Here is a 25,152-nt window from a genome sequence, read left to right as displayed (position 1 = left end):
CGACCGCCGAAACCAGCCGATCCCGCGCGAACAACAGATCCTCCGCCTCGGCCAGACACACCCCCGCGGACTCCGGCACCACCGCGAGCGCCAACGCGGACGCCGCCTCCCGAACCGACGCCACCAACGGCCACGACACCCGACCCGCACCGGGAGAAGAACCCCCAGGGGCATCGCCGGTGCCCGAGGGGTTGTGGCCACCTGCCGGAATGCCGGCACTGGCGGAGCCGCTCATAGGGGAGCCGTCGTCGGCGGACGATCTGCCCGATGCCCCAGCAGCGTCGACGCGGTCGGAGACGCCGGAAGTAACGGACGGGCATAGCCTGCCATCGCTCAGGCCGGATGTGTCCGAAAGGAACGAACCGCGGGCCTTGCCGACGCCGACGCCGGCCCTACGAGCGCTGGGCTTACAAACACTGGGCTTACAAACACTGGACTCGGCGGGCGAGAAGGACACGCCGCTCACCGGCGCGATCGGGTGATCAAGGGCCGGAGAACAAGATTCATTGGTGGACGTCGAGAGCGTGGGCGGCGAAAGAGTAAGTGGAGCCGATGAGGGCGCCCCGGGCGAAGGCTCGGGCTGATCCTGTGGTGCAGGGGGTGTCGGGGTTGACGTGGCCTTCGGTGATGGCCACGTGGATGGTCGGCTCCGGAAGATCGCCCTCTCGCCGGGCCGTCCTGGAAGCGGCAATGCGGCCTCGGCGTGCTCCAAAGCGTCGTCCGTGTCGTACGAAGGCTCGCCGACGGCGCGCGCGGAACTGCCGTTGGATGCCCAAGTCGGGCGGATTGAGGTCAATTGCGCCCACCAGTCCGCGTCGCACGGACCCGAGTCGGGGAAGGGCGACTGGTTTTGCGATGCGTACTCGAAAGAGCTGAAATGCATGGACATGCCCACCCCCTCGTCTATTCGAACGCGTATATGAATGATGGCACATCGAACAGGCATTCGCAATCCAATTCGGCGACGGACTTTGAATGCCTTCATTAGGAAATAGTGCCCGATGTCCATGGTTGTATGAATATCCGATAGTAGTAAATGGCGTATATGGGTTAATTGGTCGAAATCAGTTTGGCGTCGTGCTGGGTCCGTGCCGCCTGGTCGGGGCGGGATGGGCGATCAGCCGGACCGCGTGTTCGGGGCTGCGGCGGTCGGGTGCAAGCCCGGTTCTGGGGGGTGTCGGCCTTGGCTGCGCGTTGTGTCCTCGGACGCCCGGTCGCGGCCTCATCGGCGCTGCGTGTCCGTGCTGCGTGTCCGTGCTGCGTGTCCGTGCTGCGTGTCCGTGCTGCGTGTCCGTGCTCGCGTCCATGCTCGTGTTCGTGCGTCGTCTTCGTGTGTCGTGTCTGTGCTCGTGCACCTGCGTCGCTCCGCGCTCCGTGTGCATGATCAGCGTGAGTGCGCCCGACGTGTACACGCTCGCCGTGGCGCGCTTTCTGCTTTCCTGGCAGGCCCGGGTGTGTACGGGGACGGAGTGTCCATTTGGCGCGTCCGCAATTCCAGCGACGGAATTCGGCTATATATAGAAATTTCCAGCCTGGGGTGTCGAACAGGGGTCGTCGGTCGCAACCAGATTGACGAACGTCAACATCCAGCGTCGAGGCGTTTCGACAACGAGACCCGGTGGAGCAAGGAAGATCCATCTCGCCGAGGGCCGTCCATCGTTCCTCTCCACCCACTGTTTGACCGTACGCTTTGGGGCACTCCGGCCCGCTGCGGGACGACCACGAACGGACGACGACGCGGACGGGCACCTCAGGTGCCTGACGACGTCCCCTGGTTTCCTCCCCAGGCCAGACGGCTGGTTTGCTTGGACGGCCACATCCACCAACACATGAGGATCACCATGCACAGCGTCGACCCCGAGATCTTTCTCGTCGCCCGGCCCGAGCTGGACTACGACGAGCTCGCCCGCTACCTGCGGGAGATCGGAGGCGAGACCTGGCTGGAGCGGCTGGAGCGGGGCGAGTTCGACGCGCAGAACCTCGCCGAGTTCGCCGGACGCCTGTGCTACCGATCCTTCGAGCCCGGACTCAACCCCAACGTGACCCGGATCAGGAAGGACCAGACCGACTACCTCCGCAACATCCTCGCCAGTGCGCACGGCTCGGTTCTGGAGCACATCAGCTTCAGTTTCGTGCTGCACAACGTGAGCAGGGTGTTCACCCACGAGCTGGTACGGCACCGCCCGGGCGTCGCCATCTCCCAGGAGTCCCTCCGCTTCGTCCGGTTGTCGGAGATCCCGTTCTGGTTCCCCGAGTGGGCCCGGGAGGACTCGGAGCTGATGAAGCGAGCGAGCGCCGTGCTCGACCAGCTCGAGGAGTTCCAGACCTGGATGGCGGAGCACTTCGGGCTGGACGAGGAAGGCGTGCCGTTCGCGGAGAAGAAACACCGCACCTCCTTCATGCGGCGGTTCGCCCCGGAGGGCGTCGCGACCGGCCTCGTCTGGACCGCCAACGTCCGCACCCTCAGGCACACGATCGAGGCCCGTACGGCGGTCGGGGCCGAGGAGGAGATCCGCCTCGTCTTCCAGCGCATCGGTGAACTGATGAAGGAAGAGGCTCCGGCGCTCTTCGGGGACTACGTCGTCGAGGACGGCGCGTGGATTCCCGGCTGGCGGAAGGTCTGACGACGCGGGCCCGCCCCCGAAGAGGGCACCCGCACACCTGCGCAGCCGTACGCGCACGGCCTGGACGCCGAGCCGGATGGGGGTCTGAGCATGCGGGCCCAGGTCGGATGTGCCGGTCATTCGTCGAAGATCGGACTCTTGCCCGGCGATCCCGAGGAGTTACCGGTCTCGGTGAGCACGGTTCTCAACGAGTGGCAACGGCTCCTCACGGAAGGTCGTTCAGCAAAGCCGATCTTCGACGAGATGATTCGGTGGAGCGGGTTCTACGGGGGTTTCGCGGTTACTGCTGAGGACGGGCGCAGGCCTCGGAGGGGCTGAAGATCCAGCAGCCCGACCGAGCCGGTGCGGGACCCCACGACGCCGGGGCGACCCTGGCGGGGGCGATCCGGTGCGGGGGCGGCGCGAAGGCCCACCGAGGCGCCGCCGACCCCTGGCCCGCGACGGCCGCGGCCGGAGGCTGGTCGCCCGTACGGCCGCGCCAGGGAGCGAGGCTCCAGCACGCGGCGTCGGTCACCGACTGGCAGGACTCCGCGAAGGAGACCGCCAGCGGCGGCAGGGGAACGACGAGTGGGATCGACTCCGAGACATGCGTCTCGAGAATCGGCAGGCCGGTGACGTCTCCGGTAGCCCCTCCCGTCGTGTCACCCGGGTCACCGGCAAGCTCGGCGGCGGGGCTGGGCGCGTCCTTGGCCGGGTTCGCCTTGGCGGGGGGATTCGGCTGCGTGGGCCGAGGAGCGCTGGAGGCCCCGACCGTCGGTTTCGGAAGGGTGCCGGCCACGCCACCCGTACCGCTCGCGCTGGGAGACGGCGAGGGATTCGGGGCGGTGCTCTTCGACGGCGTCGGACTGGGTGTGGAGCTGGACGAGGTGGTCGCCGTAGGTGCGGGCGCGCCGCTGGTGGTGGGCGCGGGGCTCGCGGCGGTCGTCGTCCCCGCCGTGGGGGTCGTGGCCGGGGTGGAGCCGGTCGTCGGCGTCGTGCTCACCACGGGTTTCCCCGTGTCCGTCGGCGTCGCGGCCGGAGCGGACGACGTGGTGGCCGTGGTGGGCGTGGTGGGCGTCGGATCGGGAGTCGCGGCGGTCCTGTCACGGGCGGCGGCACCGGACGCCTCCGGAGTGGACCTGGCCGCTGTGGAACGGGTGTCCTGATCCGCGGTTGTCCTCGCCGTTGAGTCAGGCCGGGCTCCGCTGTCGCCGGTGCTTGTGGCGGCGGACGAGCCGGTGCTTCCCGGCGAATCCGCGGCCGAGGCGGCCGTGCTGTCGCCGGTGGCGGGCGAACCCGTTCCCGTGGAGGCGGCGCCCGAGGAGTCCGTGCTCGACGATCCCGTGTCCGAAGACGCCGCGTCCGACCTGCTCGCGTCCGACCGGGATCCGTCGGACGAAGGCGTGTCGGAGGAGGGGGTGTCGGAGCTCCCCGAGCCGGACGAGCCCGCGTCCGGAGCGGAGTCGGTGGAGCGCGACGCGGCGTCACGGGAACTCGAGGTGGTATCGCCCGATCCGGCCGAGTCCGGTGTGGTGGAGCCGGATCCGCCAGAGTCCGATCCGGTCGAGCCTGATCCCGATGAGTCGGGTGTGGTGGAGCTCGAACCGCCGGAGTCCGATCCGGTCGAGCCTGATCCGGCCGAGTCGGGTGTGGTGGAGCTCGAACCGCCGGAGTCCGATCCGCCAGAGTCCGATCCGGTCGAGCCCGATCCGGGTGAGTCCGGCGTGGACGAGTCGGCCGCCGGAGCGGCGGGAGCGGGGGCGTCCGGGCCGGGGTCGGCGCCCGCGGCCAGGGGCTGGGCGACGATCGCGCCCGTCGCCACGGACACCCCCACAAGGAGGAGGTTGGAGAGCAGACCGGCACGCCGGGGAGAGGTGCGAGGGGACATGGGGGCTCTTCCTCGTATCAGGGGGTTTTGAGGGGTTTCCAGCCGGCCGCGGCGAACTCGGGAGTGCCCGGAAGGGCGGTCTGCGGCACGGTGGGTGGCGTGGGATCGGGGATGTTGACCCAGTCGCCCTGGTTGTCACCGCGTACGCCGGGATACCAGGCCATGAGCAGGGTCATCGCGTAAGGGCTGGAGTACGTCTTGCCGTCGGCGCCGGCGCCCGTCGTGGCCGTGACCTGGACCAGGACGGACACCTGGATCTGGTCCTGCGCGCGGGCGCGCCACTGTACGCCGATCGTCTGCGTACGCAGTGAGGCTCCCTCGGGCAGCTTGCCCTCCTTCGGCAGGCCGAGCGTCTCGCGCCACCCGCTCACGGCGGCCCGCGCGCCGTCGCTGGCGGCCTTGCGCTGCTCGGGCGGGGCGTACAGGGCCGCGGCCTGCTCGGCCTGGGCGTCGTCCAGCGTCCAGGCCGCCTCAAGGGCCGCCGCCGCCGCGGAGGCCGCGCCCAGCTCCGTGTGCGGGAAGCTGATGGGATACCCCGCGTCCCCCTCGTACGCCAGGGGCTGCGCGAGCGCGATGGCGGTGGGGGTGGGCGTGGGCGTCGATGTCGACGTGGCTTCCACGCCCCGCGACATCCCGACGGTGACGACGATCGCCACGACGGCGACCGCCACCGCGATGACGATCACGGTCGCGGTACGGACACGGCGAGGGGGGCCGAGATCCCAGTTGAGCACGGGATCCTCGACGACCGGGGGCACTATCGTCCCGCCCGTTCCGGCCGCAGGCCGAACGACTGCCCGGCCGCCGCCGCCAACCGCAGGTAGGCGCCCCGCGTCGTCGGCCGGAGGCGGACCAGGTCCACCTCGGCGCCCTCCTTGAGATGCGGGTCGTACGGCACGCGGATCACCGTCCGGCAGCGCGCGCGGAAGTGGCGTTCCAGCAGGTCGACGTCGACGTCGGACTTGCTCTCCACCGCGTTCAGTACGACGATCGCGTTCTTGACGAGGTCGGCGTACCCATGGGCGGTGAGCCAGTCCAGCGTCGCGGCGGCCGAGTTCGCCCCGTCGACCGCGGGCAGGCTGACCAGAACGATCTGGTCGGCCAGTTCGAGGGTGGCGCGCATCGCGCCGTGGAGCAGTCCGGTTCCGCAGTCGGTGATGCAGATCGAGTAGTAGCGCTCGATCAGCCCTGCCACCGTCCGGTAGTCGTCCGCGTTGAACGCCTCGCTGACGGCGGGATCGGTGTCGGAGGCGAGCACCTCCAGCCGGGCGGGGGACTGGGACGTGAAGGCCCGCGCGTCCGCGTAACGGACGATGTGGTCGGCCTCGGCGAGCAGCGTGCGGATGGTCGCGGCGGTCTCGGACTTGACCTTGATTCCCAGAGTCCCACGGTCGGGGTTCGCGTCGATCGCGATCACCCGGTCCCCCCGCAAGGAGGCCAGCGTGTTGCCGAGGGCGGCCGTCGTCGTGGTCTTGCCCACCCCGCCCTTGAGGCTCATGACCGCGATCCGGTGGTGCCCACTCGCCACGGGCGTCTGGGCCTGCGCGATGAGAGTACGCCGCTCGCGTTCGGCGGTGGACTCCGAGGGGATGTACTTCCGGCCGGAGAGCCGCCAGACGACGCGCCGCCATCCGCCCGCGGGTTCGGGGCGCCGGTTGGTGAGCAAGTGTTCCGCGGTGAGCGGGACCGTCTCGGGGACTTGCTCGGCCGGGGCGTCGGCCGAGGTATGGATCTCTGTCAAGGCACGGTCCTTTCGAACGTGAGCTATCAGCAGGTGCGCCAGCGCACCGTTGTGGTGATCGACTCGGCTGGTCCGTGGACGGTGAGCGGCGTGGTCATCGCTTCGGGGGCGCCGCACCAGTAGCGGACCCTCAGCGCGCGCACGCTGACCACGCCGCTGCCGCCTCGCTTGAGGGTGCCCTTGGAGGGCGTCACCACCAGGCCGGGAGCGGAGATCCGCCAGGTGACCGAGGCCTCGGCCCCCTCCGAGACGGTGAGCGTCATGGTGCCCTGGCCGAACTCGTCGAGTGTCACCGTCGCGGGTATCCGCAGTGGACCGTCGCCCATGCTCTGGTCCGCCTCGTCACCGGGATCTCCGAAAACCCCCTGCGTTCCCTGGTCGCTCCGCGCGGTCTCGACCACGGCGGACTGGAGCGATCGGGCGGTGGGCGCCTCTCCATCGAGTGCCGGCCCCAGGATCTTGATTCCTGTCACGGTCCCGGCCGCGCCGGCGAGGACGATGACGGCGATCTTCAGGGAGGTGTTCCTGGCGATCGGCCGCTCTTTCGGGACGACCGGGACCGGCCGGGTCGGCTGGCCGGACAGGGGCCGGTTCCGCCCCCCGCCCAGGCGCCCGCCTCGTGACCGGTCACGCCGCTCCTCCAGGGGCCCGGTCAGCTCGGCGGGCAGCGGTCCCGTCAGCTCGGCGGGCAGCGGGGACGGCAGCGGTGCGGAGAGGGGGGAGGCCGACGCCCCGGCGGCCGACGAGACCGGCATCGACGTAGGCGACGAATCGGGTGGTACCGGCCGTCCCGGCGGTTGCGCCGTACTCGCCGGCGTTTTCAGCGGCGTTTTCGGCGGCTTGGGCGACCGTGCGGTCCGTCGTGATGTGGGAGGCGAGGCAGGTATCGAGGCGGGAGGCGAGTTCGAGGCGGCCGGTGCCCCACCCGATGGCGCCGGTGGTACGGCGGGGATCGGCTGAGTGGCCGCGGTCGTCTCCGCGGCTCGGGCGAGAACCTCGCGTGCCCACGCCTGGGTGCGCAGGGCGTTGTAGAGCGGTGTGTCATAACCGGCCCCGGTCTCAGCGGGGGCGGCGGGTTCCGGCGATGACGGCCGCGTCAGGGGAGACCGGTTCGCCTGTGACCCGGGCACGTCAGGTAGAGGGCCCGTAGAGGAAGCACGGGGCTCGGCGGAGCCGTCTCCTGCCGTGCTCGCGTCCGAAGGTTCGGGTACGGTCCCGTCGGCGGCGTCCGCCGAGTCACGGTCGTTCTCCGTGGAACCACGGTCGTCCCTCGCCGGAGTGGGGCCGTCCGTGTCCGAGGCGGGATCACCGTCGGCCGCGAGGTGGTCGTCACCTGTCAGGGTGGTGCTGTTCCCGGCAGGGGTGTCCGTGCCGAGGCTGTCACCGACCGAGCCGCCGTCATCGCCGACAGCGACGGAATCCACAGCGACGGAATCGGCAGCGACGGAAGCGTCGCGCTTCAGTTCACGGTCGCCTCCGGTCGGCGGGGAGCCGCTCGTGCCCGAAGCGGTGCCTGAGGTGATGGCCGGAGTCCGGGCGTCGTCGGCCGGGACGAGATCGTCACCCGTCGGAGCACCATCATTCGCCGGAGGAGCGGTGTCGTCCCCGCTGGGGGCGGTGCCGGCGGTGGCCCGATCCGAGTGGTCCATCGCCGTGGCGGACATGTCACCACCCCAGACAGCACCACCCGAGACGGTGTCACCCGAGACAGCGCCACCCGAGACGGCACCACCGGAGGCAGGGGCGCCTGTGCTCGCCCCCTCCGCGCTCTCGCCGTCCGAGGCAGCGGCATGGTCGCCATCCGGGCCCATGACGCGGTCGTCGCCCGCCCCTGAGCCCCCGCCACTGCCCGTGGCCCGATCATCGCCTGTGCCGACACCCTTGTGATCCGTGCGGCTCGCGGCATGGTCGGCACTCGTCAGCGACGGGTCATCCGGGGCAGCATGCCGTGCCCGCGCGGGACGATCGGGGGGAGGGACCGGGCCTTTCGCGGCGGATCCCGGGGCGCCCGCAGGCGTACCGGGGCCTGCGACAGCGGGGTCGTCCATAGGCGGGATGACCAGCGGTGTCAGGGGAACGCCGAGATCACCCGCGACCGTGTGAAGCGTCCACGGCGGATCGTCCCGCGGTGGTGGAGCGACGGCCGGGGGCGGCTCATCGGACCCGCCCATCCCCGGGAAGGCGGAAGGCCGGCGTGGCCGCGGAATGTCAACCGGGCGCTGGGCGAAGCCTCCGGGGAAGGACGGAGGTCCGTACGGGTCAACGCGGGACGGGGCGGAGCCCTCCAGTTGCGCTCTCGACTCCGCTGTGAGACGCGGGATCGGCGGGTGAGAGGTCATCTGCGGGACCGTGTAGCGGATGTTGATCGGCCGCTTGCACACGGCGCAGCCGACGATGTGCGTCATCAACGCCATGCGACCGTCGGCGAACTCCGCCGGAGTGGGAGCGCCCGGCGGATCCGGGAACAGCACGTCGAACAGCGGTGAGAGTTCGGGGCAGACGGCACGGCCATGGACGAGCGCGTCCATGGCGCTCACCATGATCTCGATCAGATCCTGGGTGCGGGTGGCGAGCCGCCCGGTGTCCTCCACGGACAGTCCCAGCACGTGGCCGACGTCCCCGACAGAGAGCTCGTGCCGGTACATCAGCCGGAGCGCCTCGGCGCCCAGGGGATCGGCGAGCATCCAGGCGCGCTCGACGGAACGCAGGTCCGGGACGCCCGGCCCCGGACCGGGCACGTAGCCCGTCCGGTACTCGGGGTCGGTACGGCACCGCTGCCGTACCGACCCGAGCAGCCACGCCGCAGGGGAGACGCCGTCGGGCGGTCCCCCCTGCGTACGGCACGCGGCCAGCACGGAGGCGACCACGACCGGCGCCCTCGCGGGCCCGAGAAGGCCGCCGGCGTAGTCGAGCAGGTGCGACCCGTGCGCGTTCACCCATTCGGGCATGGTCATGAGCCGGCGTACCCGGTGGTGTCAGGCTCGATCCGGCCCGGCTCTCCGGCAGGCGACGGCATGGCCGACGGGCTCATCACCACGAGCTCCAGGTTGCGTTCGGGCAGGCCGGTGAACTTGGTCCAGTTGCTCACCTGCCCAGGCGCCGGATCCGCGTACAGCCAGCGGACGAACGCCGGCAGCGCGCAGGAGTCGCGGGGGATGCCGCGCCGGGAGAGCTCGCTCGAGGAGTAGTCCCGGCAGGCCGGAGTGCCGGGCGGAGCGATGTTGAGGTCCCAGACGCCGTTCTCGTCGGTGTAGCTCCTGCCCTGGTCCAGTCCCAGTGCCTCGGACGCCTGCTGGAGCAGTGCCGGGTCCTGGAGAACGGGGAGGGAGCCGTCGGCGCCGGGTACGGGCACGGTCCCGCCGCCGGCGGCTTCGGTGCCGGTGCCCGTTCCGGCCCCGGCTCCGGTGCCGTCACCGGTGACGGTCCCAGCCGCGGTTCCGTCAGTGGTTCCACCCACGGTCTCGGCGGCGCTTCCGGCAGTGCTTCCGTCAGAGCCTCCGGTCGCGGTCCCGGTCCCGGTGTAGGCACCGCCTTCGGCGCCACCCTGGGTGTCGCGCTCTGAGCGGTGCTCACCGCCGTGCGTGGTCCTGTGCCGGTCCCCGTGATCGGTCCCGGTCGAGGTGCCGCCGCCGGTGATCGTCGATCCGGTGGTGGTATCGGCGGCCCCGGTGGTCCCGCCGGCCCCAGTGGCTCCGGTGGTTCCGCCAGTCGTTCCGGTGGTCCCGCCCGTGGTCCCGCCTGTCGCACCGCCACTGCCGGTGCCGCCGGTGGTCCCCGTGGTGCCGTTACCCGTCGCTCCGGCCGCGCCCGCCGTTCCTGTTCCCGTTCCGGCGGCGGCCGCCGGTGACGGGGTCGGCGTGGCGGTGTTCTGCTGGGGGGCGAGCTCCTGGCCGGCCGGGCTCACGATCATGCGGTCGCCGTTGGGCCGGAGCAGGAGCCAGTTCCCGTCCGGCAGCACCTTGACGCCCGTGGCCCACGGCCCCGGCATGACCCGGATCAGCTTGTTGTCCGGCCCGAAGATCGCCCGGCTGCCGTCGGCGCGTTCCACCAGCCGGGTGCCGTTCTGTGTGGTGCCGATGACTTTCCCCCACTGGGCGGCGGGTGAGGGCGCGGGCGACCCGGAGGCGGTGCCGTTCGTGACCTTTGTGCCGTTCGACCCATTCGTGCCGCTAGAACCCTTGGAGTCGTTCGAGCCCTTGGCGGCGGACGAGGTCACGACGGGCGCGGCCGAGGTCGTCGCGACGGGGGTGGCCGTGACCGTGACGAACCCCTGTGTCGGACTCGGAGCCGCGGTCGCGCCGATCGTCTTGGTCGTCGCCGGAGGCGCGGTCGTGGCCGCGGGGGCCCGGGTGGGCGCCGCCGTGACCACCGGCGGCTTCGTGGCCGCCTTGGCCGTGGGCCGGGGCGCGGACGAGGTACCCGTCTTCTTGGCGGTTTCCTTGGGGGTGCTCTTCGGCTTGCTCTCGGGAGTGCTCTTCGGCGCCGCCGATCCCGTCGCGTTGGGGTTGGCCGGCCGGCGTAGCGCGGCGAACTGGCTCGCGGCCAGCACGGGCAGCGAGGTGCAGCCGTCGGCCGCCGCGTTCACGGCGCGGCCGTCGGTGGTGGTGGCGAGACAGACCCGCTGCTTGCCGGAGCCCGCCGTGATCGTGCTGCCCGCGTCCGCGCCGGAGAGCGAGGAGGGCCCGCCCGTGCCGTCCGAGGCGAGGGACGTCCAGGCGTCCGCCCCGTCGTCCAGCCGGTAGGTACCGGCGATCAGGCGTGCCGTGTTCAGGTCGGCGGGTTGGGAGCCCGTGGCGATGACGGTTCCCACCGCGGTACCGGCTCCGAACACACCGATCGCGACGCTCGCGGTGATCACCGTCGCGCGTGAGGGTGTCGACATGGATCCACCTCTTCCTCTGCTGGTGGTGACGTCAGGCGCCGTCGGTCTCCAACACTTCGCTCCACTCGCCGAGCACCCGCACCGGGTCGCTGGAACCGGCGGGCGGCACGTAGGCGACGTACATCCGCCCGTAGGTCGCGCTCACCCAGCGGCCGAAGGCCTTGTGCGCGGTGCGCACCGCGGCCGACCCCTTCAGCGAGACCTTGGCGCCCGCGCGCCGGGCCGTGCGGGTGTCGGTCGATCGGGCCGCGTACCAGACGAGCGCGCCGCCATCCGTGGTCTGCAGCGCGCGCACCGCGCCCTCCGGCTCGTACGACAGGGTGAGGCCCCAGCCGGCCTGGACCAGCTGCTCGCGCTCCCGCTGCCAGAACAGCGCGGCGTCACTGGTCCACCGTCCCTGGGCGAACCGCTTGTCCGGCTGTGCCTTCTCCAGGCTGGCCAGGTGGGCACGGACGATCTGACGGGGGGTTCCGACCAGGCCGGCGGCGTTCTCCGGCAGGCTGACGGCGTAGCCCGCGGAGTCGGTCGCGATGGCGGGAAGTTCCGCCGCGTTGACCCGTGCGTCGGCGGCGGAGACGACGAGCCGCCATCCGCTGCCGGTCTTGGTCATCACGTCGCTGATCCGGGCCACTTCCGGCTCGTACGAAACCGCGACGAACCAGTCGGCCAGGCCCTCGATGTGGCGGGGGACCCACACCCGCGTGTTGGGCCACATGCCCGACGCGATCTTGGTCCCCTCCATGCGCGCGGTCGAGATGCTGGCTCGGGTCATCTCCTGTGCGAGACCCTGCTCCAGCCCTCCGATCGCCTTCTCGTCCATCCCGGCCTGAGCGGATGAGATCCCGTGCTGGAAATGGTCGTAAATCTCACTCGCCTTCTTGGCGGTGAGCTGGGGTGACGTGGACTTCGCCGCGGTTTTGGCCGTCGATCGTTTCGAGCTCGACGACGATGGTGACGGTGACGACGGTGATGCGGAGGACCGCTCGGCGTCCCATCCCGCGGCGGCACGCTGGGGTGGTGAAGACGGTGGCGAGTCGCCCGCGCGTACCGCGATGACGACGACGCCCAATCCGACGAGAGTCGCCACGGCCACGCCGACCGGGACGATCTTTCGCCATCGAGAATCAGAAAGTTGCTCGGGTTCCCACTCCATTGGTGGGCCGATGGCTTCCCATGCATGCTCGGCGTGCGCATCATTGCGGCGTGCTCCCCTGTCTGGGAAATCTGATGCATACCGAGACATAGAACCAGATATTAGACTGACACTGATTCGTTGGGAAGGTAAATGAAGACCGCAAATACCTTATGGGAATAAGTAACCGAAAAGTCACTCTTCGGGCCAGCCGAAACCCGCAATCCCTGCCCTTGTGGGACAAGGGGTTCTCTAGAGATTAACACCGCGTTCGACCGGAGATTCCCGGTTCGTGATCCGGATCGAGGAACGAGGAAAGGCCCCGCTGTTGGGGACGGATGCCCGCCGGTTAATTGACGTCCAATTCCGCTGCAATTGCAAATGCGCGCGCATGCGCCGGATTTTCACGCCAGTGCGGGAAGGACGTACACCTCGGCCCCCGGAGGCAGGGTGCAGTCCAACCCGCCGAGGCGGCTCGCGTTCGCACCGCACACGAACATGGCGATATGCCGTCTGATGTGCCCGTACTCGTCGCGGAGCCGCTCCTCCAGGGACGGGTGCGTACGGCGAAGCGTGTCGAGGGCCCCACCCAGCGTCGGGATGCCGTGGTCGGAGGCGGCCACGGCGAACACCCGGACCTCGTTCTGGTCGTTCACCCAGCGTCGCAGCGTGTTCGGCAGGACGAAGGTGACGAGGGTGACCGGCTTGGCCACTCAGAGCACCGCCGTGCGCACCGTCAGCACGTCCGGCAGGTGCTTGGCGATGAGCGTCCACGTCTCGCCGTGGTCGCGTGAGCCGTACACCTCACCGTCGCGGGTGCCGAAGAACACGCCCGCCTCGCCCGCGCACATGGCGTCGCGCAACACGGCGGAGTGGACCGGCTCGTCGGGGAGGCCGTGCGCGAAGCCCTTCCAGGTGACTCCGGCGTCGTCGCTGCGGAACACCTGGTAGCGGTGGTCCACGGGCGTGCGGTCCACGTCGGCACGCAACGGGAACACGTACAGGGTGTCCGGCCGCGTCGGGTCGACCACGATCGGGAAGCCGAAGTCCGACGGGAGGTCGGTGCCGACGTCGCGCCACGACCCGCCGAAGTCGTCCGACCGATAGACGCCGAAATGGTGCTGGAGGAACAGCCGCTCCGGGCGCGCGGGATGCATGGCCACCTTGTGCACGCACTGCCCGAACTCGGGGTACTGCGCGCCCTCGGGGAAGAACGGCGCCCGGATGTTCTTGTTGGACGGCTCCCACGAGGCGCCGCCGTCCGAGCTGCGGAAGAACCCGACGGCCGAGGCGGCGACCGCGATCCGCTCGGGATCGACCGGATGCGGGATGATCGTGTGCAGGCACAGGCCGCCGCCTCCCGCCTGCCACATCGGCCGGGTCGGGTGGTTCCAGAGGCCCTCGACCAGGGAGAAGGTGGCGCCGCGGTCCTCGGACCTGAACAGCGCCGCGGGTTCGGCGCCGGCCCAGACCACGCCCGGCTCGGTCGGCGACGGCTGGAGCTGCCAGACCTTGGCCAGGGCCGCGCCCGTGTGCTCGGGGAACGCCACCGGCGGCCGGTCGGCCTCCTGCCAGGTCGCGCCCAGATCGTCGGACCACATCACCGACGGGCCGAAGTGGCCGTACTCGATTCCGGCGAGCAGCCGGGGGACGGGACCGCGCGTGTCGATCGCGACGGACGGGACGCCGACGGTGGTGAACCTGACCGGCTCCACCTCGAACGGCCCGCCGTTCGTGGAACAGGCGAGGAAGAGCCCCTTGCGGGTCCCGACGGCGAGCAGCGCATCCATGGAGACCTCCATGTACAGAGTTGTGTGGACTTGTACGGACTTGCACTGACTTGTACGGACTGTCGTTCACGGCTTTCCTGGCCGCGCCCCCACGTCCCGGTCCGGACCTGCTTCCCGGGTCCATGGCGTACGGCTATCGCCATCGTGCCAGGCCGCCCCGACAGATTCGGGCGGTCGCCGGATCCGGGTGTCGGAGGTGTCAATTCGGATACGCGCCAAGCGGAAGATCCACTCTGAACTGGGGCGACGTCACCGATGCGGCGGATAGGTGACAAAACCGAAATCAGGTGCGCCATTATGGGCGTGCCCGAATGTGAGAGTCCGCTGGAGAACACCATGCCCCGTCCGCTCATTGGCATCACCGCCTACCTCGAGGCCGCCCGGTGGGGGACGTGGGTGCGCGAGGCGGTGTTGTCCCCGCACGCCTACGCACGCGCGGTGGAGAAGGCCGGTGGCGCGCCCGTCCTGCTGCCGCCGATGAGCCCGTACGCCGCCGGGGACTATGCGCGCGGGCTTGACGGCCTCATCCTCGCCGGCGGTGCCCCCGTCGACCCCGCGCTGTACGGCGAGAGCCGCGACGACCGGGTGGAGGAGCCGCAGGCGCACCGTGACCGCTTCGAGATGGCGCTGGCCGAGGCGGCGGTCCGGGCCGACCTGCCGTTCCTCGCGATCTCCCGTGGGATGCACGTGCTCAACGTCGCCCAGGGCGGCAGTCTCATCCCCTGGCTCCCGGAGGCCGTCGCGCACGAACGTCACGGGACGGCACGCCACATCGTCACCGTCAGCGTGTCGAGCAAGCTCGGCAAGGCGATCGGCGACCACGCCGAAGTGACCGGCCCCCACCACCAGGCCGTGAAGCGGCTCGGCACAGGCCTGCTCGCGGTGGCGTGGGCCGACGACCAGATCGTCGAGGGCGTCGAGCTCCAGGGCCACAGGTTCGGCGTCGGCGTCCAGTGGCACCCCGAGCGCGGCGCGGACAACCGGCTGATCGAGGCGCTGGTCGACGCCGCCCGGCCCTGAGCCGGGAAGCCGGGCCCGCGACGCCTGATCCGCCACGGACGGTCTCCGCAGGGCGACTCCCACAGGCGCTGTTACTGTGCGGCCATGGCGTTGCATCCTCAGGCCGCGGCCTATCTGAAGCTCTTCCCCGCCGACCTCAACGTGGACCTGGCGGCCCTCACGCTCCCGGAGATCGTCCGGATGCGCGGCCTGGACGGCGTGGCCGAGCAGCGCGGCAGGGCGGCGGCACTACCGGAGGTCCGCGACCACGTGGTGGACGGTGTCCGGGTGCGGGTCTACCGGCCGGAACCGGGCGACCGCCCGCTGCCCGTGGTCGTGTACTTCCACGGCGGCGGCTGGGTGTTCGGCAGCGTGGACCGCAACGACGCGCTGGGACGTGATCTGGCCTTCCGTTGCGGGGCCGTCGTGGTCTCGGTCGACTACCGGCTGGCGCCCGAGCACCCGTTCCCGGCCGCGGCGGACGACGCCTTCTCGGTGGTGCGGGACGTCTTCGCCCGGCCGGAGCACTACACCGGCGACGCGGGACGGGTCGCGGTGATCGGTGACAGCGCGGGCGGCAATCTCGCCGCCGTCGCGGCCTGGCGGGCACGGGACGCCGGTCTCGCGCTGGCCCACCAGGTGCTGCTCTATCCGATCACCGACGTGGCGATGGACACCCCGAGCTACCGGTCGTACGCCTCCGGGTTCGGCCTGGACGCGGTGGAGATGGCCTGGTTCGTCGAGCAGTACGCGAGGGGCGCCGACCCGCTCGACCCGCGGCTCTCGCCGCTCCGGCTGGCCGACAAGTCGGGCCTCGCTCCGGCCACGGTGATCACCGCGGAGTGCGACCCGCTGCGCGACGAGGGGGCGGCCTACGCGCGCGAGCTGTCCGGCGCGGGCGTCTCCGTCGAGTACCGCTGCTACGACGGGCTGCTGCACGGGTTCTTCGGCGTTCCCGGCTTCTTCGACGACGCCGAGGACGCGCGCGAGTACGTCGCCGCGCGACTCAAGGAAGCCTTCGCGTAGCCGGGCCGGCCGCCGCGCGGGCCCTCCTGGCGTGGAAGACGAACGCGGGCGGCAGGTTGCCCCACACCGTGCGCCCGGGGACGACCTCCTCGAACGCCTGGCCCAGCCGCCGCCGGAACCGCACCGCCGGGCCGAGCATCCGGGCGTGCACATAGGAGAAGGTCGTGAACGCCCCGTCGGGGCCGAGCGCGTCGACCACCGCGCGCAGCAGCCTGGCCTGCCGTTCCTGGGAGAACGCCGCCCACGGCAGCCCGCTCACGATCACGTCCGCCGCCTCGACGCCCCGCTCCGCGAGGAGATGGGGAAGCCGCGCGGCGTCGTCGACCACCACCTCCAGGCCGGGGTGCCGGGCCTGGAGGTGGCCCGCCAGCCGCGGGTTGATCTCCAGCGCCAGATGGCGGCCGCGGCCGCCCAGCCGGCGCTGGATCTCCGCCGTGAACGGGCCGGTGCCCGCGCCGAGCTCGACCACCACGGGGTCGCCCCGCTCGGGGATCGGCGCCGCCACCGCCGAGGAGAGCCGGCGTGAGCTGGGCGCTATCGCGCCGACCGCGGTGGGAGACCTGAGGAATTCGCTCAGGAAGAGAGCTGATTCGTTCGCCATGTCCCAGGACACTAGGGCGCCGCCGAACGACTGATCATCCGCCGAGCAGCCCATTTCGGTGGCCACTTGGAGGAGGGCCGCCGTCCTCCCTGAGGAGGAAGGACGGGGGCGGCGGCCTCGATAACGTTCACCCATGCGATGGCGCGGCGGATACCTGGACGTCTCTCTCGCCGCCTCGGGAGTCGTGCTCAACGTGCTCGTGGCGAGCTCGTCCTGGGGCGGCCCGTCGGCGCCGTCCTGGGTGGCGGTGCTCCTCGCGCTGCTCGGCGGGCTCCCGCTGGCGCTGCTACGCCGTCGGCCGGGCCACGCGGCCCTCTGCCTCACGGTGCTGCTCGTCGTCTACGACCAGCTCGACGCCTCGACCGTCGACGCCGTGCAGATCCTGCTCCCGGTCGCGGTGGGTGTGCTGGCGCGACTGCGCGGCTGGAAGTGGACGGTCCCCGTCGCCGTCCTCGCCTGCGTGGCCACCGGCCTGAACCTCGCCGACCCGGGGATCGCGTTCACCCGCGGCGCGTGGTTCTACACGGTCGCCATCGTCGCCGTCCCGGTGATCATCGGCCGCTACCTGCGCGGTACGGCGATCCGCCGGCCGCAGGAGGAGAGCGCCCCGCTGCTCGACCTCCTGATGGCCGGGGGCGGTGTGGCGCTCGCGGTGCTGGCGACCTGGCCGAACTGGGATGACGGCGCCGTTCCCGTCTGGGGGGTCGGCCTGCTGGCGATGTCGTCCGGGCTCGCCCTCGGCGTGGTCCGCCGCCTGCCCGGAGCCGTGCTGCTCCTGGAGAGCGGCCTGGTGATCCTCGCCGACCAGTACGCCGGTGAGGTGGGCACCACCCTGCAGATCCTGCTGTTCGTCGCGCTCGGAGTGTTCGTGACGCGGGCGAACTGGGTCTGGGTGGTCGCCGGTTACCTGCTGACCTGCGCCGCGTCGGTGATCACGATCGTCGACGACACCACGGAGATCACGGTCTGGCGGGGGCTCGCCCTCACGGCCATGGTGGCGGCCCCGGTCGCCATCGGCGGCTACATCCGGGCCCGGCAGGCCGCCGCGCGTCAGGCCGTGGAGCTCGCCGCCGCGCGCACCCGGGCCAGCCGGCTGGCCGAGCGGGAGCAGATCGCCCGCGACGTCCACGACATCGTCGCCCACCACGTCGGCGCGATCGTGCTCCGGGCGAGCGCGGCGCAATACGCGGGGGCGGACGGCCCCGCCGGGGAGGCACTGGCCGACATCCGCGCCACCGGGCACCGCGTCCTCGAGGACCTGCGCGGCCTGCTCGACGTGCTCAGGGACCCCACCAAGGAGGACATCCCGTCGGTCGACCCCGACGACGTCGTACGGGACGCCGTGGCCCGGATGACGGCGGCGGGACTGCGGGTCGCGCTCGATCTCGCGCCGGACACGGAGCGTGCGCCGCTCGTCGTGCGCGCGTCCGCGGCGAGGATCGTCCAGGAGGGCCTGACCAACGTGCTCAAGCACGCGGGGCCGGGAACGGACGCCCAGGTCCGCGTGGGCATCACCGGTGGCGAGCTGGCCGTGGAGATCAGGAACGGGCCGGGTGCGGCGGCCACGCCCGGCGAGCTGCCCTCCACCGGGCAGGGCATCCCGGGCATGCGGGAACGGGCCCGAGCGCTCGGCGGCCGGCTCACGGCGGGACCGGCGGAGGACGGCGGCTGGCGGCTGGCCGCCGCGCTGCCCGTGCGGACGAGGAGGAAATGCTGATGATCCGGGTGCTGGTGGCCGACGACCAGGCACTGGTCCGCGCGGGAGTGCGGATGATGCTGGACGCCGCGGGGGACGCGGAGATCTGCGGCGAGGCGGCCGACGGGGCGCAGGCCGTACGGCTCGCGGAGGAGCTCCTGCCCGACGTGATCCTGATGGACCTGCGCATGCCCCGCGTGGACGGGCTGGAGGCGACCCGGCGGATCCTCGCCGCGCGCCCGTCGGCGCGGATCGTCGTGCTCACCACGTTCGGCGAGGACGAGAACGTCTACGGCGCGCTCAGGGCGGGCGCGCTCGGCTTCCTCGTCAAGGACGACTCGCCCGAGCGGATCGTCGACGCCGTACGGCGGGCGGCCCAGGGGGAGCCCCTGCTCGCGCCGTCCGTGCTGCGGCGGGTGGTGGAGCGGGCGCTGGCCGCCGAGCGGGAAGCCGTCCCCCTCCCACGCGGGCTCACCGACCGCGAGGTGCAGGTTCTCACCCTCGTCGGCATGGGACTGTCCAACGCCGAGATCGGCGAGCGGCTGCACGTGGGGGTGACGACGGTGAAGAGCCACGTCGCCGCCGTCATGGAGAAACTGGAGCTGCGCAATCGCACCCAGGCCGCCGTGGTGGCGCACCGGCTCGGGCTGGTGGACGCCGGGTTCCGGCCCGTGCCCAGCCCTGCCGCCGACCGGAGCGCGGGGCGGCACAGGGGTGCGATGTAGGGTCTGACCGTGGAGTCTGCCGAGGATCGGATCTTTACCCTGCCCAATTTGCTGAGCTTCCTGAGGTTGCTCGGCGTTCCGGTGTTTCTCTGGCTCGTGCTGGGGCCACAGGCAGACGGCTGGGCGATACTCCTGCTCATAGCGGCGGGGATCAGCGACTGGCTCGACGGGAAGCTCGCCCGCGCGTGGAACCAGACCAGCAAGCTCGGGCGGCTGATCGATCCCCTCGCCGACCGGCTCTACATCTTCGCCACCCTCGTCGGGCTGGTCCTGCGCGAGGTGATTCCGTGGTGGCTGGCGCTCCTGGTCGTGGGACGGGACGTTTTCCTGCTCTTCACCGTCCCCATCCTGCGCCGCCACGGCTACGGCCCGGCGCTGCCCGTACATTTCCTCGGTAAGGCCGCGACCGCCTGCCTCATGTACGCCTTTCCCCTCCTGTTCCTCGCGTCCCATCAGGGGTGGTACGCCGAGATCACGGGGATCTTCGGCTGGGCGTTCGCCATATGGGGGACTGGTCTGTACTGGTGGGCCGGGGTGTTGTATGTGGTACAGGTCCGCCAGCTAATAAGGGGGTGAGCCCGTGAAGGCCGTCGTCATGGCGGGCGGGGAGGGAACGCGGCTGCGGCCGATGACCGCCAACCAGCCCAAACCCCTGCTCCCCATCATCAACCGGCCCATCATGGAGCACGTACTCCGCCTGCTGAAGAAGCACGGCTGCACCGAGACCGTGGTGACCGTGCAGTTCCTCGCCGCCCTCATCCGCAACTATTTCGGCGACGGCGACGAGCTCGGGATGCGCCTGCACTACGCGACCGAGGAGATCCCGCTCGGCACCGCGGGCAGCGTGAGGAACGCGGCGGACCGGCTCAGGGACGAGCGGTTCCTCGTCATCTCCGGTGACGCGCTCACCGACATCGACCTGACCGACATGCTCAGGTTCCACGAGGAGAACGGCGCCCTGGTCACGATCGGGCTCAAGCGGGTGCCCAACCCCCTGGAGTTCGGGATCATCATCGTGGACGAGAACGGCCGGGTCCAGCGCTTCCTGGAGAAGCCCACCTGGGGCCAGGTCTTCTCCGACACCGTCAACACCGGCATCTACGTCATGGAGCCGAGCGTCCTCGACGAGGTCCCCGCCGGGCGGTCCGTGGACTGGTCCTCGGACGTCTTCCCCAAGCTGCTCGAGCGCGGCCTGCCGCTGTTCGGATACGTCGCCGAGGGCTACTGGGAGGACGTCGGCACCCACGAGAGCTACCTCAAGGCCCAGGCCGACGTCCTGGAGGGCAAGGTCAAGGTCGACTTCGACGCCTTCGAGCTCGCGCCCGGCGTCTGGACGGCCGAGGGCGCCTCCGTCGATCCCGACGCGGTGCTCAAGGGACCGCTCTACATCGGCGACTACGCCAAGGTGGAGGCCGGCGCCGAGCTGCGGGAGTACACCGTCCTCGGCAGCAACGCCGTGGTCAAGGAGGGGGCCTTCCTCCACCGCGCCGTCGTCCACGACAACGTCTACGTCGGCCCTGCCGCCCACCTGCGCGGATGCGTGATCGGCAAGAACACCGACGTGATGACCGGCGCCAGGATCGAGGAGAACGCGGTCGTCGGCGACGAGTGCGTGATCGAGTCGGAGGCGTACGTCTCGTCCGGCGTGAAGATCTACCCGTTCAAGACGGTCGAGGCGGGCGCCGTCGTCAACACCAGCGTGATCTGGGAGTCGCGCGGCCAGCGCAGCCTGTTCGGCCCGCGCGGCGTCTCCGGCCTGGTCAACGTCGAGATCACCCCCGAGCTGTGCGTACGGCTGGCCAGCGCGTACGCCACGATGGTCAGCAAGGGCGACACGATCGTCACCTCGCGTGACGCCTCCCGGGCGGCCCGCGCCTTCAAGCGGGCGGTCATCAGCGCCCTGAACTCCAGCGCGATCAACGTGGTGGACCTGGAGGCGTCCGCGCTCCCGGTCGCCCGCTTCCACACCTCCAGGGGCAGCGCGCAGGGCGGCATCGCGCTGCGGACCAGCGCGGGCGACCCCCAGAGTGTCGACATCGTCTTCATGGACGGCACCGGAGCGGACCTCTCCCAGGGCGCCCAGCGCAAGCTGGAGCGCATCTTCTCGCGCCAGGAGTACCGGCGCGCCTTCCCGGGAGAGATCGCCGAGCTGACCTTCCCGGCCCGCGCGGTGGACACCTACGCGCGTGAGCTGCTGCGCTGCGTCGACATGAGCGGCGTGAAGGACGCCGAGATGAAGGTCGTGGTCGACTGCGCGGGCGGCACGTCGTCCCTGGTGCTGCCGAGCCTGCTCGGCCGGGTCGGGGTGGACGTGCTCACCGTGAACAACCGCCTCGACGACGCCTCGCCCACCGAGACCTTCGCCGAGCGCCGCCGCGACCTCCAGCGCCTCGCCGAGCTGGTCGGCTCCTCCCGCGCCGCCTTCGGCGTACGGTTCGATCCGGTCGGGGAGCGGGTCTCCCTGGTCGACGAGATGGGCCAGCTCATCAGCGAGGAGCGGGCGCTGCTCGTGGTGCTCGACCTGGTGGCGGCCGAGCGCAGGGGCGGACGGGTCGCCCTGCCGGTGACCACCACCAGGGTGGCGGAGATGGTCTGCCGGTTCCACGGGGTGCAGGTGGACTGGACGCCCACCAGTCTCGACGCGCTGACCACCGCCGCCACGCACAGCGACATGATCTTCGCGGGTGACGGGCGAGGGGGCTTCATCGTCCCGGAGTTCGGGCCGACCGTGGACGGGCTCGCGGTGTTCCTGCGGCTGCTGGGCCTGGTGGCGCGTACCCGCCTGTCGCTCAGCCAGATCGACGCGCGGATCCCGGAGGCGAAGCTGCTGCGGCGGACCATTCCCACTCCGTGGGCGCACAAGGGCACGGTCATGCGCTCGGTGGTGGAGGCCGCCGAGGGCCTGCACGTGGACACCACCGACGGCGTACGGGTCGTGGGCGAGGACGGCAGCTGGGCCCTGGTCCTGCCCGACCCGTCCGAGGCGGTCACCCACCTGTGGGCCGAGGGAGGCGACGTGGACACCGCCCAGGCCCTGCTCGAACGCTGGGCCCGCGTGGTGGAGCAGGCCGCCGGAGCACAATAACAATCTCCGTGATCATGTACAAATATTGTTGGAGGTCACCTTCGGGAAACCAGGAAACGGTGTGGCGGGATGGACCTTGGACCGCGCTGGGCTGTAGCGTTGGTCAGTCCATGTCGAGCACGCTTTCTTGACCTTTGTGCGTGATCAGCGTAAGTTGCGGCATTCGCCGTCTGAGCAAGTCATAAGAGAGGCCGAGCCGTTCGATGCCCAGCGTCTACTGCACGCAGTGCGGTCATGCCAACCCCGAGGATGCCCGTTTCTGTTCCAGATGCGGTTCGCCGCTGAGCGCTCCGGCGCCGGCCGCTCCCGACACCACCTCGACCATCTCGCTCGAGGCGCTGGAGAACGAGACGGGGCAGACCCTGCTGCCCGACAGGGCGGCCATCGAGCAGCTCCCGCCGGGCACCGCACTCCTGGTCGTCATGCGGGGCCCGAACGCGGGCAGCCGCTTTCTGCTGGACAGTGATCTCACTACGGCGGGTCGCCACCCCGAAAGCGACATTTTCCTGGACGATGTGACCGTGTCCAGAAGGCACGCGGAGTTCTACCGGCGGGGCGGCCACTTCACCGTCCGCGACGTCGGCAGCCTCAACGGGACGTACGTCAACCGGGAGCGCATCGAGGAGTTCCCCCTCGCGGGGGGCGACGAGGTGCAGATCGGCAAGTTCCGGTTGGTGTTCTTCGCGCGTGGCCTTGGAGGCCAGTGATCGCTGAGGGAGGGGCGGGTAAGTCATGAGCGCGCAGGCGTTACGGGCGTTCATGAGCATCGGGGAGGTGCTCGCGCTACTGCAGGGCGAGTTCCCCGACGTGACGATCTCCAAGATCCGTTTCCTGGAGGGCGAGGGGCTCATCGAGCCGCAGCGAAGCCCGTCGGGATACCGCAAGTTCACCCATGGTGACGTCGAGCGGCTGCGCTACATCCTCACCGCGCAGCGTGACCACTACCTTCCGTTACGGGTGATCAAGGAGAACCTGGACGAGCAGGCGGCCCGGCCGAGGGCACTGCCCCAGGAGGCCCCGCCCGTACGGCTCAGCCGTGAGGACCTGCTCCAGGCCGCCGACATCGACGAGGACACGCTGGCAGAGCTGGAGAGCTTCGGCCTGGTGGCATCCGTGGCCCGGTGGTACGACGCGGACGCCCTGGAGATCGCCCGCAGCGTCGGCTCGCTGGCCAGATTCGGCCTGCACGCCCGCCATCTGCGCGCGGTGCGGGCGGCCGCGGAACGCGAGGCGAGCCTCGTCGAGCAGGCGGTGGCGCCGCTGCTGCGCCGCCGGGCGCCCGGCGCGATCGGGCAGGCCGACGAGACAGCTCGGGAAATATCCGGACTTCTCCTCGAATTGCACAGTGCGTTGCTTCGTGGCAGTGTTCGCCGCGTTCTGGGGCAGTGACCAGGCCGACCCGCTCCGGGTGTTACGTTGAAGTCCTGGTGATATGCCGCGCCGCTTTGAGACGGAGTCGCCCGTGTTGCAGATGGAGGTCGTGGGGGTTCGCGTTGAGATGCCCACCAACCAGCCGATCGTCCTCCTGAAGGAGACGAACGGTGATCGGTACCTGCCGATCTGGATCGGCATGACCGAGGCGACGGCCATCGCGCTTGCCCAGGCGGAGGAACCGCCGCCGCGCCCGCTCACTCATGATCTGTTCCGTGACGTGCTGGAGGCGCTGGGGGTGCGCCTGCGTGCGGTCAACATCGTCGCGCTACGCGATCAGATCTTCTTCGCCGACCTGGTGTTCTCCAACGGTGTGGAGGTGAGCGCCCGGCCGTCGGACTCGATCGCGCTCGCGCTCCGCACCGGTGCGACGATCTACGCCAGCGAGGACGTCCTCCGGGAGGCCGGGGTCAGCATGCCCGACGACCAGGAGGACGAGGTGGAGAAGTTCCGCGAGTTCCTGGACAACATCACGCCCGAGGACTTCGGGCGTGCCGGGTAGGGGTTGATTTCGGGAATTTAACGCTTCACGACGCGCCGTGCGGGGTCGTTGACTGAGAATGTCCCCGGTCCTACGGTGCAAGGGAATCCACGGTTGTAATTCATGAACCCCCAGATCAGACCGTGGGATGAGAGAAAGCCGGAGGTCCGCAGTGGCGGTCAGCAGCGGCGAGGGAAAAGCGGCCGACCAGCATGATCCGGTCCGTGAGTCAGCGCGTGAGCGCGCCGGTGAACAAGGACTGCTGTTCGACGAGCAGCCCAGGAGACTGCCCGACGACATCGGGTATCGCGGCCCCACCGCCTGCGCGGCGGCCGGCATCACCTACCGTCAGCTCGACTACTGGGCCCGGACGGAGCTGGTCCTGCCGACCATAAGAGCCGCGCACGGTTCGGGTTCGCAGCGTCTGTACAGCTTTCGCGACATCCTCGTGCTCAAGGTCGTCAAACGGCTTCTGGACACCGGCGTCTCGCTCCAGCAGATCCGCACCGCCGTACAGCATCTGCGTGACCGCGGGGTGAACGACCTCGCCCAGATCACTTTGATGAGCGACGGCGTCAGCGTCTACGAGTGCACCTCCGCCGACGAGGTCATCGATCTGCTCCAGGGTGGGCAGGGAGTGTTCGGCATCGCCCTGGGGCGCGTCTGGCGCGAGGTCGAGGGTTCGCTGGCCGAGCTGCCCGGAGAGCGCGCAGAGTCCGGCTCCGATGCGGAGGCCGACCATCCGGCCGACGAGCTGGCACGACGCAGGAAGTCCCGCAAGACCGGGTGAACGGCCCGCCTCAGGGTAGGCGGTAGAGTGGCACAAGCTGGCGACCCCGTGCGGGAGAGACCTCTTTAAGTGGAGGCGCCGAAGGAGCAACCCTCCCCGGAATCTCTCAGGCATCCCGTACCGCACGGGAGAGGCAACTCTGGAAAGCAGCACGTCCACCAGGCGTGCTCACCGACGGTGCAAGCCCTTCGGGGTGAAGCTCTCAGGTCGTGGTCCCGCCGCCGGTCGGCTGGTCGCGATGACAGAGGGGGAGACCAGGCGCACGCGTGCGCCGCCTAGGTC

At 70.6% G+C, this 25,152-nt stretch carries 22 protein-coding genes and 1 riboswitch; of the genes, 13 read left to right on the top strand and 9 right to left on the bottom strand.

The window, feature by feature from the left end; genetic code table 11:
• The first annotated feature begins 1,841 nt into the window (after positions 1-1,841).
• The gene (thyX, locus tag IMZ11_RS31395; protein ID WP_228646042.1) at positions 1,842-2,624 is read left to right on the top strand and encodes an FAD-dependent thymidylate synthase; all 783 of its coding nucleotides are present in this window, start codon (positions 1,842-1,844) and stop codon (positions 2,622-2,624) included.
• Between the two features lie 280 nt (positions 2,625-2,904).
• On the opposite strand, the gene IMZ11_RS31390 is transcribed toward thyX, so the two are convergent.
• Positions 2,905-3,402 (bottom strand): hypothetical protein, encoded by a 498-nt coding sequence (locus IMZ11_RS31390; protein ID WP_228646038.1) that lies wholly within the window; start codon positions 3,400-3,402, stop codon positions 2,905-2,907.
• On the opposite strand from IMZ11_RS31390, the gene IMZ11_RS31385 reads away from it, so the two are divergent.
• Together IMZ11_RS31385 and IMZ11_RS31380 are read left to right on the top strand one after the other, a co-directional pair.
• Positions 3,392-3,769: a hypothetical protein gene (locus tag IMZ11_RS31385; protein WP_228646037.1), complete on the top strand. Its 378-nt coding sequence runs from the start codon at positions 3,392-3,394 to the stop codon at positions 3,767-3,769. The genes IMZ11_RS31390 and IMZ11_RS31385 overlap by 11 nt on opposite strands.
• Before the next feature lie 48 nt (positions 3,770-3,817).
• Positions 3,818-4,522 carry a hypothetical protein gene (locus IMZ11_RS31380; RefSeq protein WP_228646036.1) on the top strand — a complete coding sequence of 235 codons (705 nt, stop codon included), beginning with the start codon at positions 3,818-3,820 and terminating at the stop codon, positions 4,520-4,522.
• Here IMZ11_RS31380 and IMZ11_RS31375 read toward each other — a convergent pair.
• From IMZ11_RS31375 to IMZ11_RS31345, 7 genes are all read right to left on the bottom strand, one after another.
• On the bottom strand, positions 4,509-5,225 hold the full coding sequence (locus tag IMZ11_RS31375; RefSeq protein WP_228646035.1) for a hypothetical protein: 717 nt from the start codon (positions 5,223-5,225) through the stop codon (positions 4,509-4,511). The two genes, IMZ11_RS31380 and IMZ11_RS31375, sit on opposite strands and share 14 nt — an antisense overlap.
• A 23-nt stretch (positions 5,226-5,248) precedes the next feature.
• Positions 5,249-6,232, bottom strand: a complete 984-nt coding sequence (locus tag IMZ11_RS31370; protein ID WP_228646034.1) for a MinD/ParA family protein — start codon at positions 6,230-6,232, stop codon at positions 5,249-5,251.
• Between the two features lie 26 nt (positions 6,233-6,258).
• A complete protein-coding gene (locus tag IMZ11_RS31365) occupies positions 6,259-9,186 on the bottom strand; it encodes a hypothetical protein (RefSeq protein WP_228646033.1) in 2,928 nt (975 codons plus the stop codon).
• Positions 9,183-11,114, bottom strand: a complete 1,932-nt coding sequence (locus IMZ11_RS31360; RefSeq protein WP_228646032.1) for a hypothetical protein — start codon at positions 11,112-11,114, stop codon at positions 9,183-9,185. Before IMZ11_RS31360 ends, IMZ11_RS31365 begins: the two co-directional genes overlap by 4 nt.
• Positions 11,115-11,145: 31 nt before the next feature.
• Entirely contained in the window at positions 11,146-12,207 is a 1,062-nt protein-coding gene (locus tag IMZ11_RS31355) for a hypothetical protein (RefSeq protein WP_228646031.1), read from the bottom strand.
• A 443-nt stretch (positions 12,208-12,650) separates the two neighbouring features.
• The gene (locus IMZ11_RS31350) at positions 12,651-12,959 is read right to left on the bottom strand and encodes a hypothetical protein (RefSeq protein ID WP_061258625.1); all 309 of its coding nucleotides are present in this window, start codon (positions 12,957-12,959) and stop codon (positions 12,651-12,653) included.
• Entirely contained in the window at positions 12,960-14,036 is a 1,077-nt protein-coding gene (locus IMZ11_RS31345) for a sialidase family protein (protein WP_228646030.1), read from the bottom strand.
• Positions 14,037-14,372: 336 nt separating this feature from the next.
• On the opposite strand from IMZ11_RS31345, the gene IMZ11_RS31340 reads away from it, so the two are divergent.
• A complete protein-coding gene (locus tag IMZ11_RS31340) occupies positions 14,373-15,056 on the top strand; it encodes a gamma-glutamyl-gamma-aminobutyrate hydrolase family protein (RefSeq protein ID WP_228646029.1) in 684 nt (227 codons plus the stop codon).
• Positions 15,057-15,140: 84 nt separating this feature from the next.
• A complete protein-coding gene (locus IMZ11_RS31335; RefSeq protein WP_228646028.1) occupies positions 15,141-16,061 on the top strand; it encodes an alpha/beta hydrolase in 921 nt (306 codons plus the stop codon).
• Here the strand turns inward: IMZ11_RS31335 and IMZ11_RS31330 are convergent.
• Positions 16,042-16,662: a class I SAM-dependent methyltransferase gene (locus IMZ11_RS31330; RefSeq protein WP_061258622.1), complete on the bottom strand. Its 621-nt coding sequence runs from the start codon at positions 16,660-16,662 to the stop codon at positions 16,042-16,044. The genes IMZ11_RS31335 and IMZ11_RS31330 overlap by 20 nt on opposite strands.
• Positions 16,663-16,795: 133 nt before the next feature.
• Here IMZ11_RS31330 and IMZ11_RS31325 point away from each other — a divergent pair, with 133 nt between their 5' ends.
• From IMZ11_RS31325 to IMZ11_RS31290, 8 genes are all read left to right on the top strand, one after another.
• Positions 16,796-18,379 (top strand): sensor histidine kinase, encoded by a 1,584-nt coding sequence (locus IMZ11_RS31325; RefSeq protein WP_228646027.1) that lies wholly within the window; start codon positions 16,796-16,798, stop codon positions 18,377-18,379.
• Entirely contained in the window at positions 18,379-19,083 is a 705-nt protein-coding gene (locus IMZ11_RS31320) for a response regulator transcription factor (protein WP_228646041.1), read from the top strand. Before IMZ11_RS31325 ends, IMZ11_RS31320 begins: the two co-directional genes overlap by 1 nt.
• 9 nt (positions 19,084-19,092) lie before the next feature.
• Positions 19,093-19,659: a CDP-alcohol phosphatidyltransferase family protein gene (locus tag IMZ11_RS31315; protein WP_228646026.1), complete on the top strand. Its 567-nt coding sequence runs from the start codon at positions 19,093-19,095 to the stop codon at positions 19,657-19,659.
• 4 nt (positions 19,660-19,663) lie between these two features.
• Entirely contained in the window at positions 19,664-22,168 is a 2,505-nt protein-coding gene (locus tag IMZ11_RS31310; protein WP_228646025.1) for a mannose-1-phosphate guanyltransferase, read from the top strand.
• A gap of 203 nt (positions 22,169-22,371) precedes the next feature.
• Positions 22,372-22,875 (top strand): FHA domain-containing protein, encoded by a 504-nt coding sequence (locus IMZ11_RS31305; protein ID WP_228646024.1) that lies wholly within the window; start codon positions 22,372-22,374, stop codon positions 22,873-22,875.
• A gap of 25 nt (positions 22,876-22,900) precedes the next feature.
• A complete protein-coding gene (locus IMZ11_RS31300) occupies positions 22,901-23,557 on the top strand; it encodes a MerR family transcriptional regulator (RefSeq protein ID WP_061258618.1) in 657 nt (218 codons plus the stop codon).
• A gap of 73 nt (positions 23,558-23,630) precedes the next feature.
• Entirely contained in the window at positions 23,631-24,101 is a 471-nt protein-coding gene (locus tag IMZ11_RS31295; RefSeq protein WP_228646023.1) for a bifunctional nuclease family protein, read from the top strand.
• 151 nt (positions 24,102-24,252) lie between these two features.
• Positions 24,253-24,870: a MerR family transcriptional regulator gene (locus IMZ11_RS31290; RefSeq protein WP_061258616.1), complete on the top strand. Its 618-nt coding sequence runs from the start codon at positions 24,253-24,255 to the stop codon at positions 24,868-24,870.
• Between the two features lie 41 nt (positions 24,871-24,911).
• Positions 24,912-25,003, top strand: a riboswitch (glycine riboswitch).
• Positions 25,004-25,152 lie beyond the last annotated feature (149 nt).

The organism is Microtetraspora sp. AC03309 (assembly GCF_020826795.1).
Classification (GTDB): domain Bacteria; phylum Actinomycetota; class Actinomycetes; order Streptosporangiales; family Streptosporangiaceae; genus Microtetraspora; species Microtetraspora glauca.
Note: the sequence above shows the minus strand (reverse complement) of the source record. Positions and strands in the feature narration are given on the sequence as shown.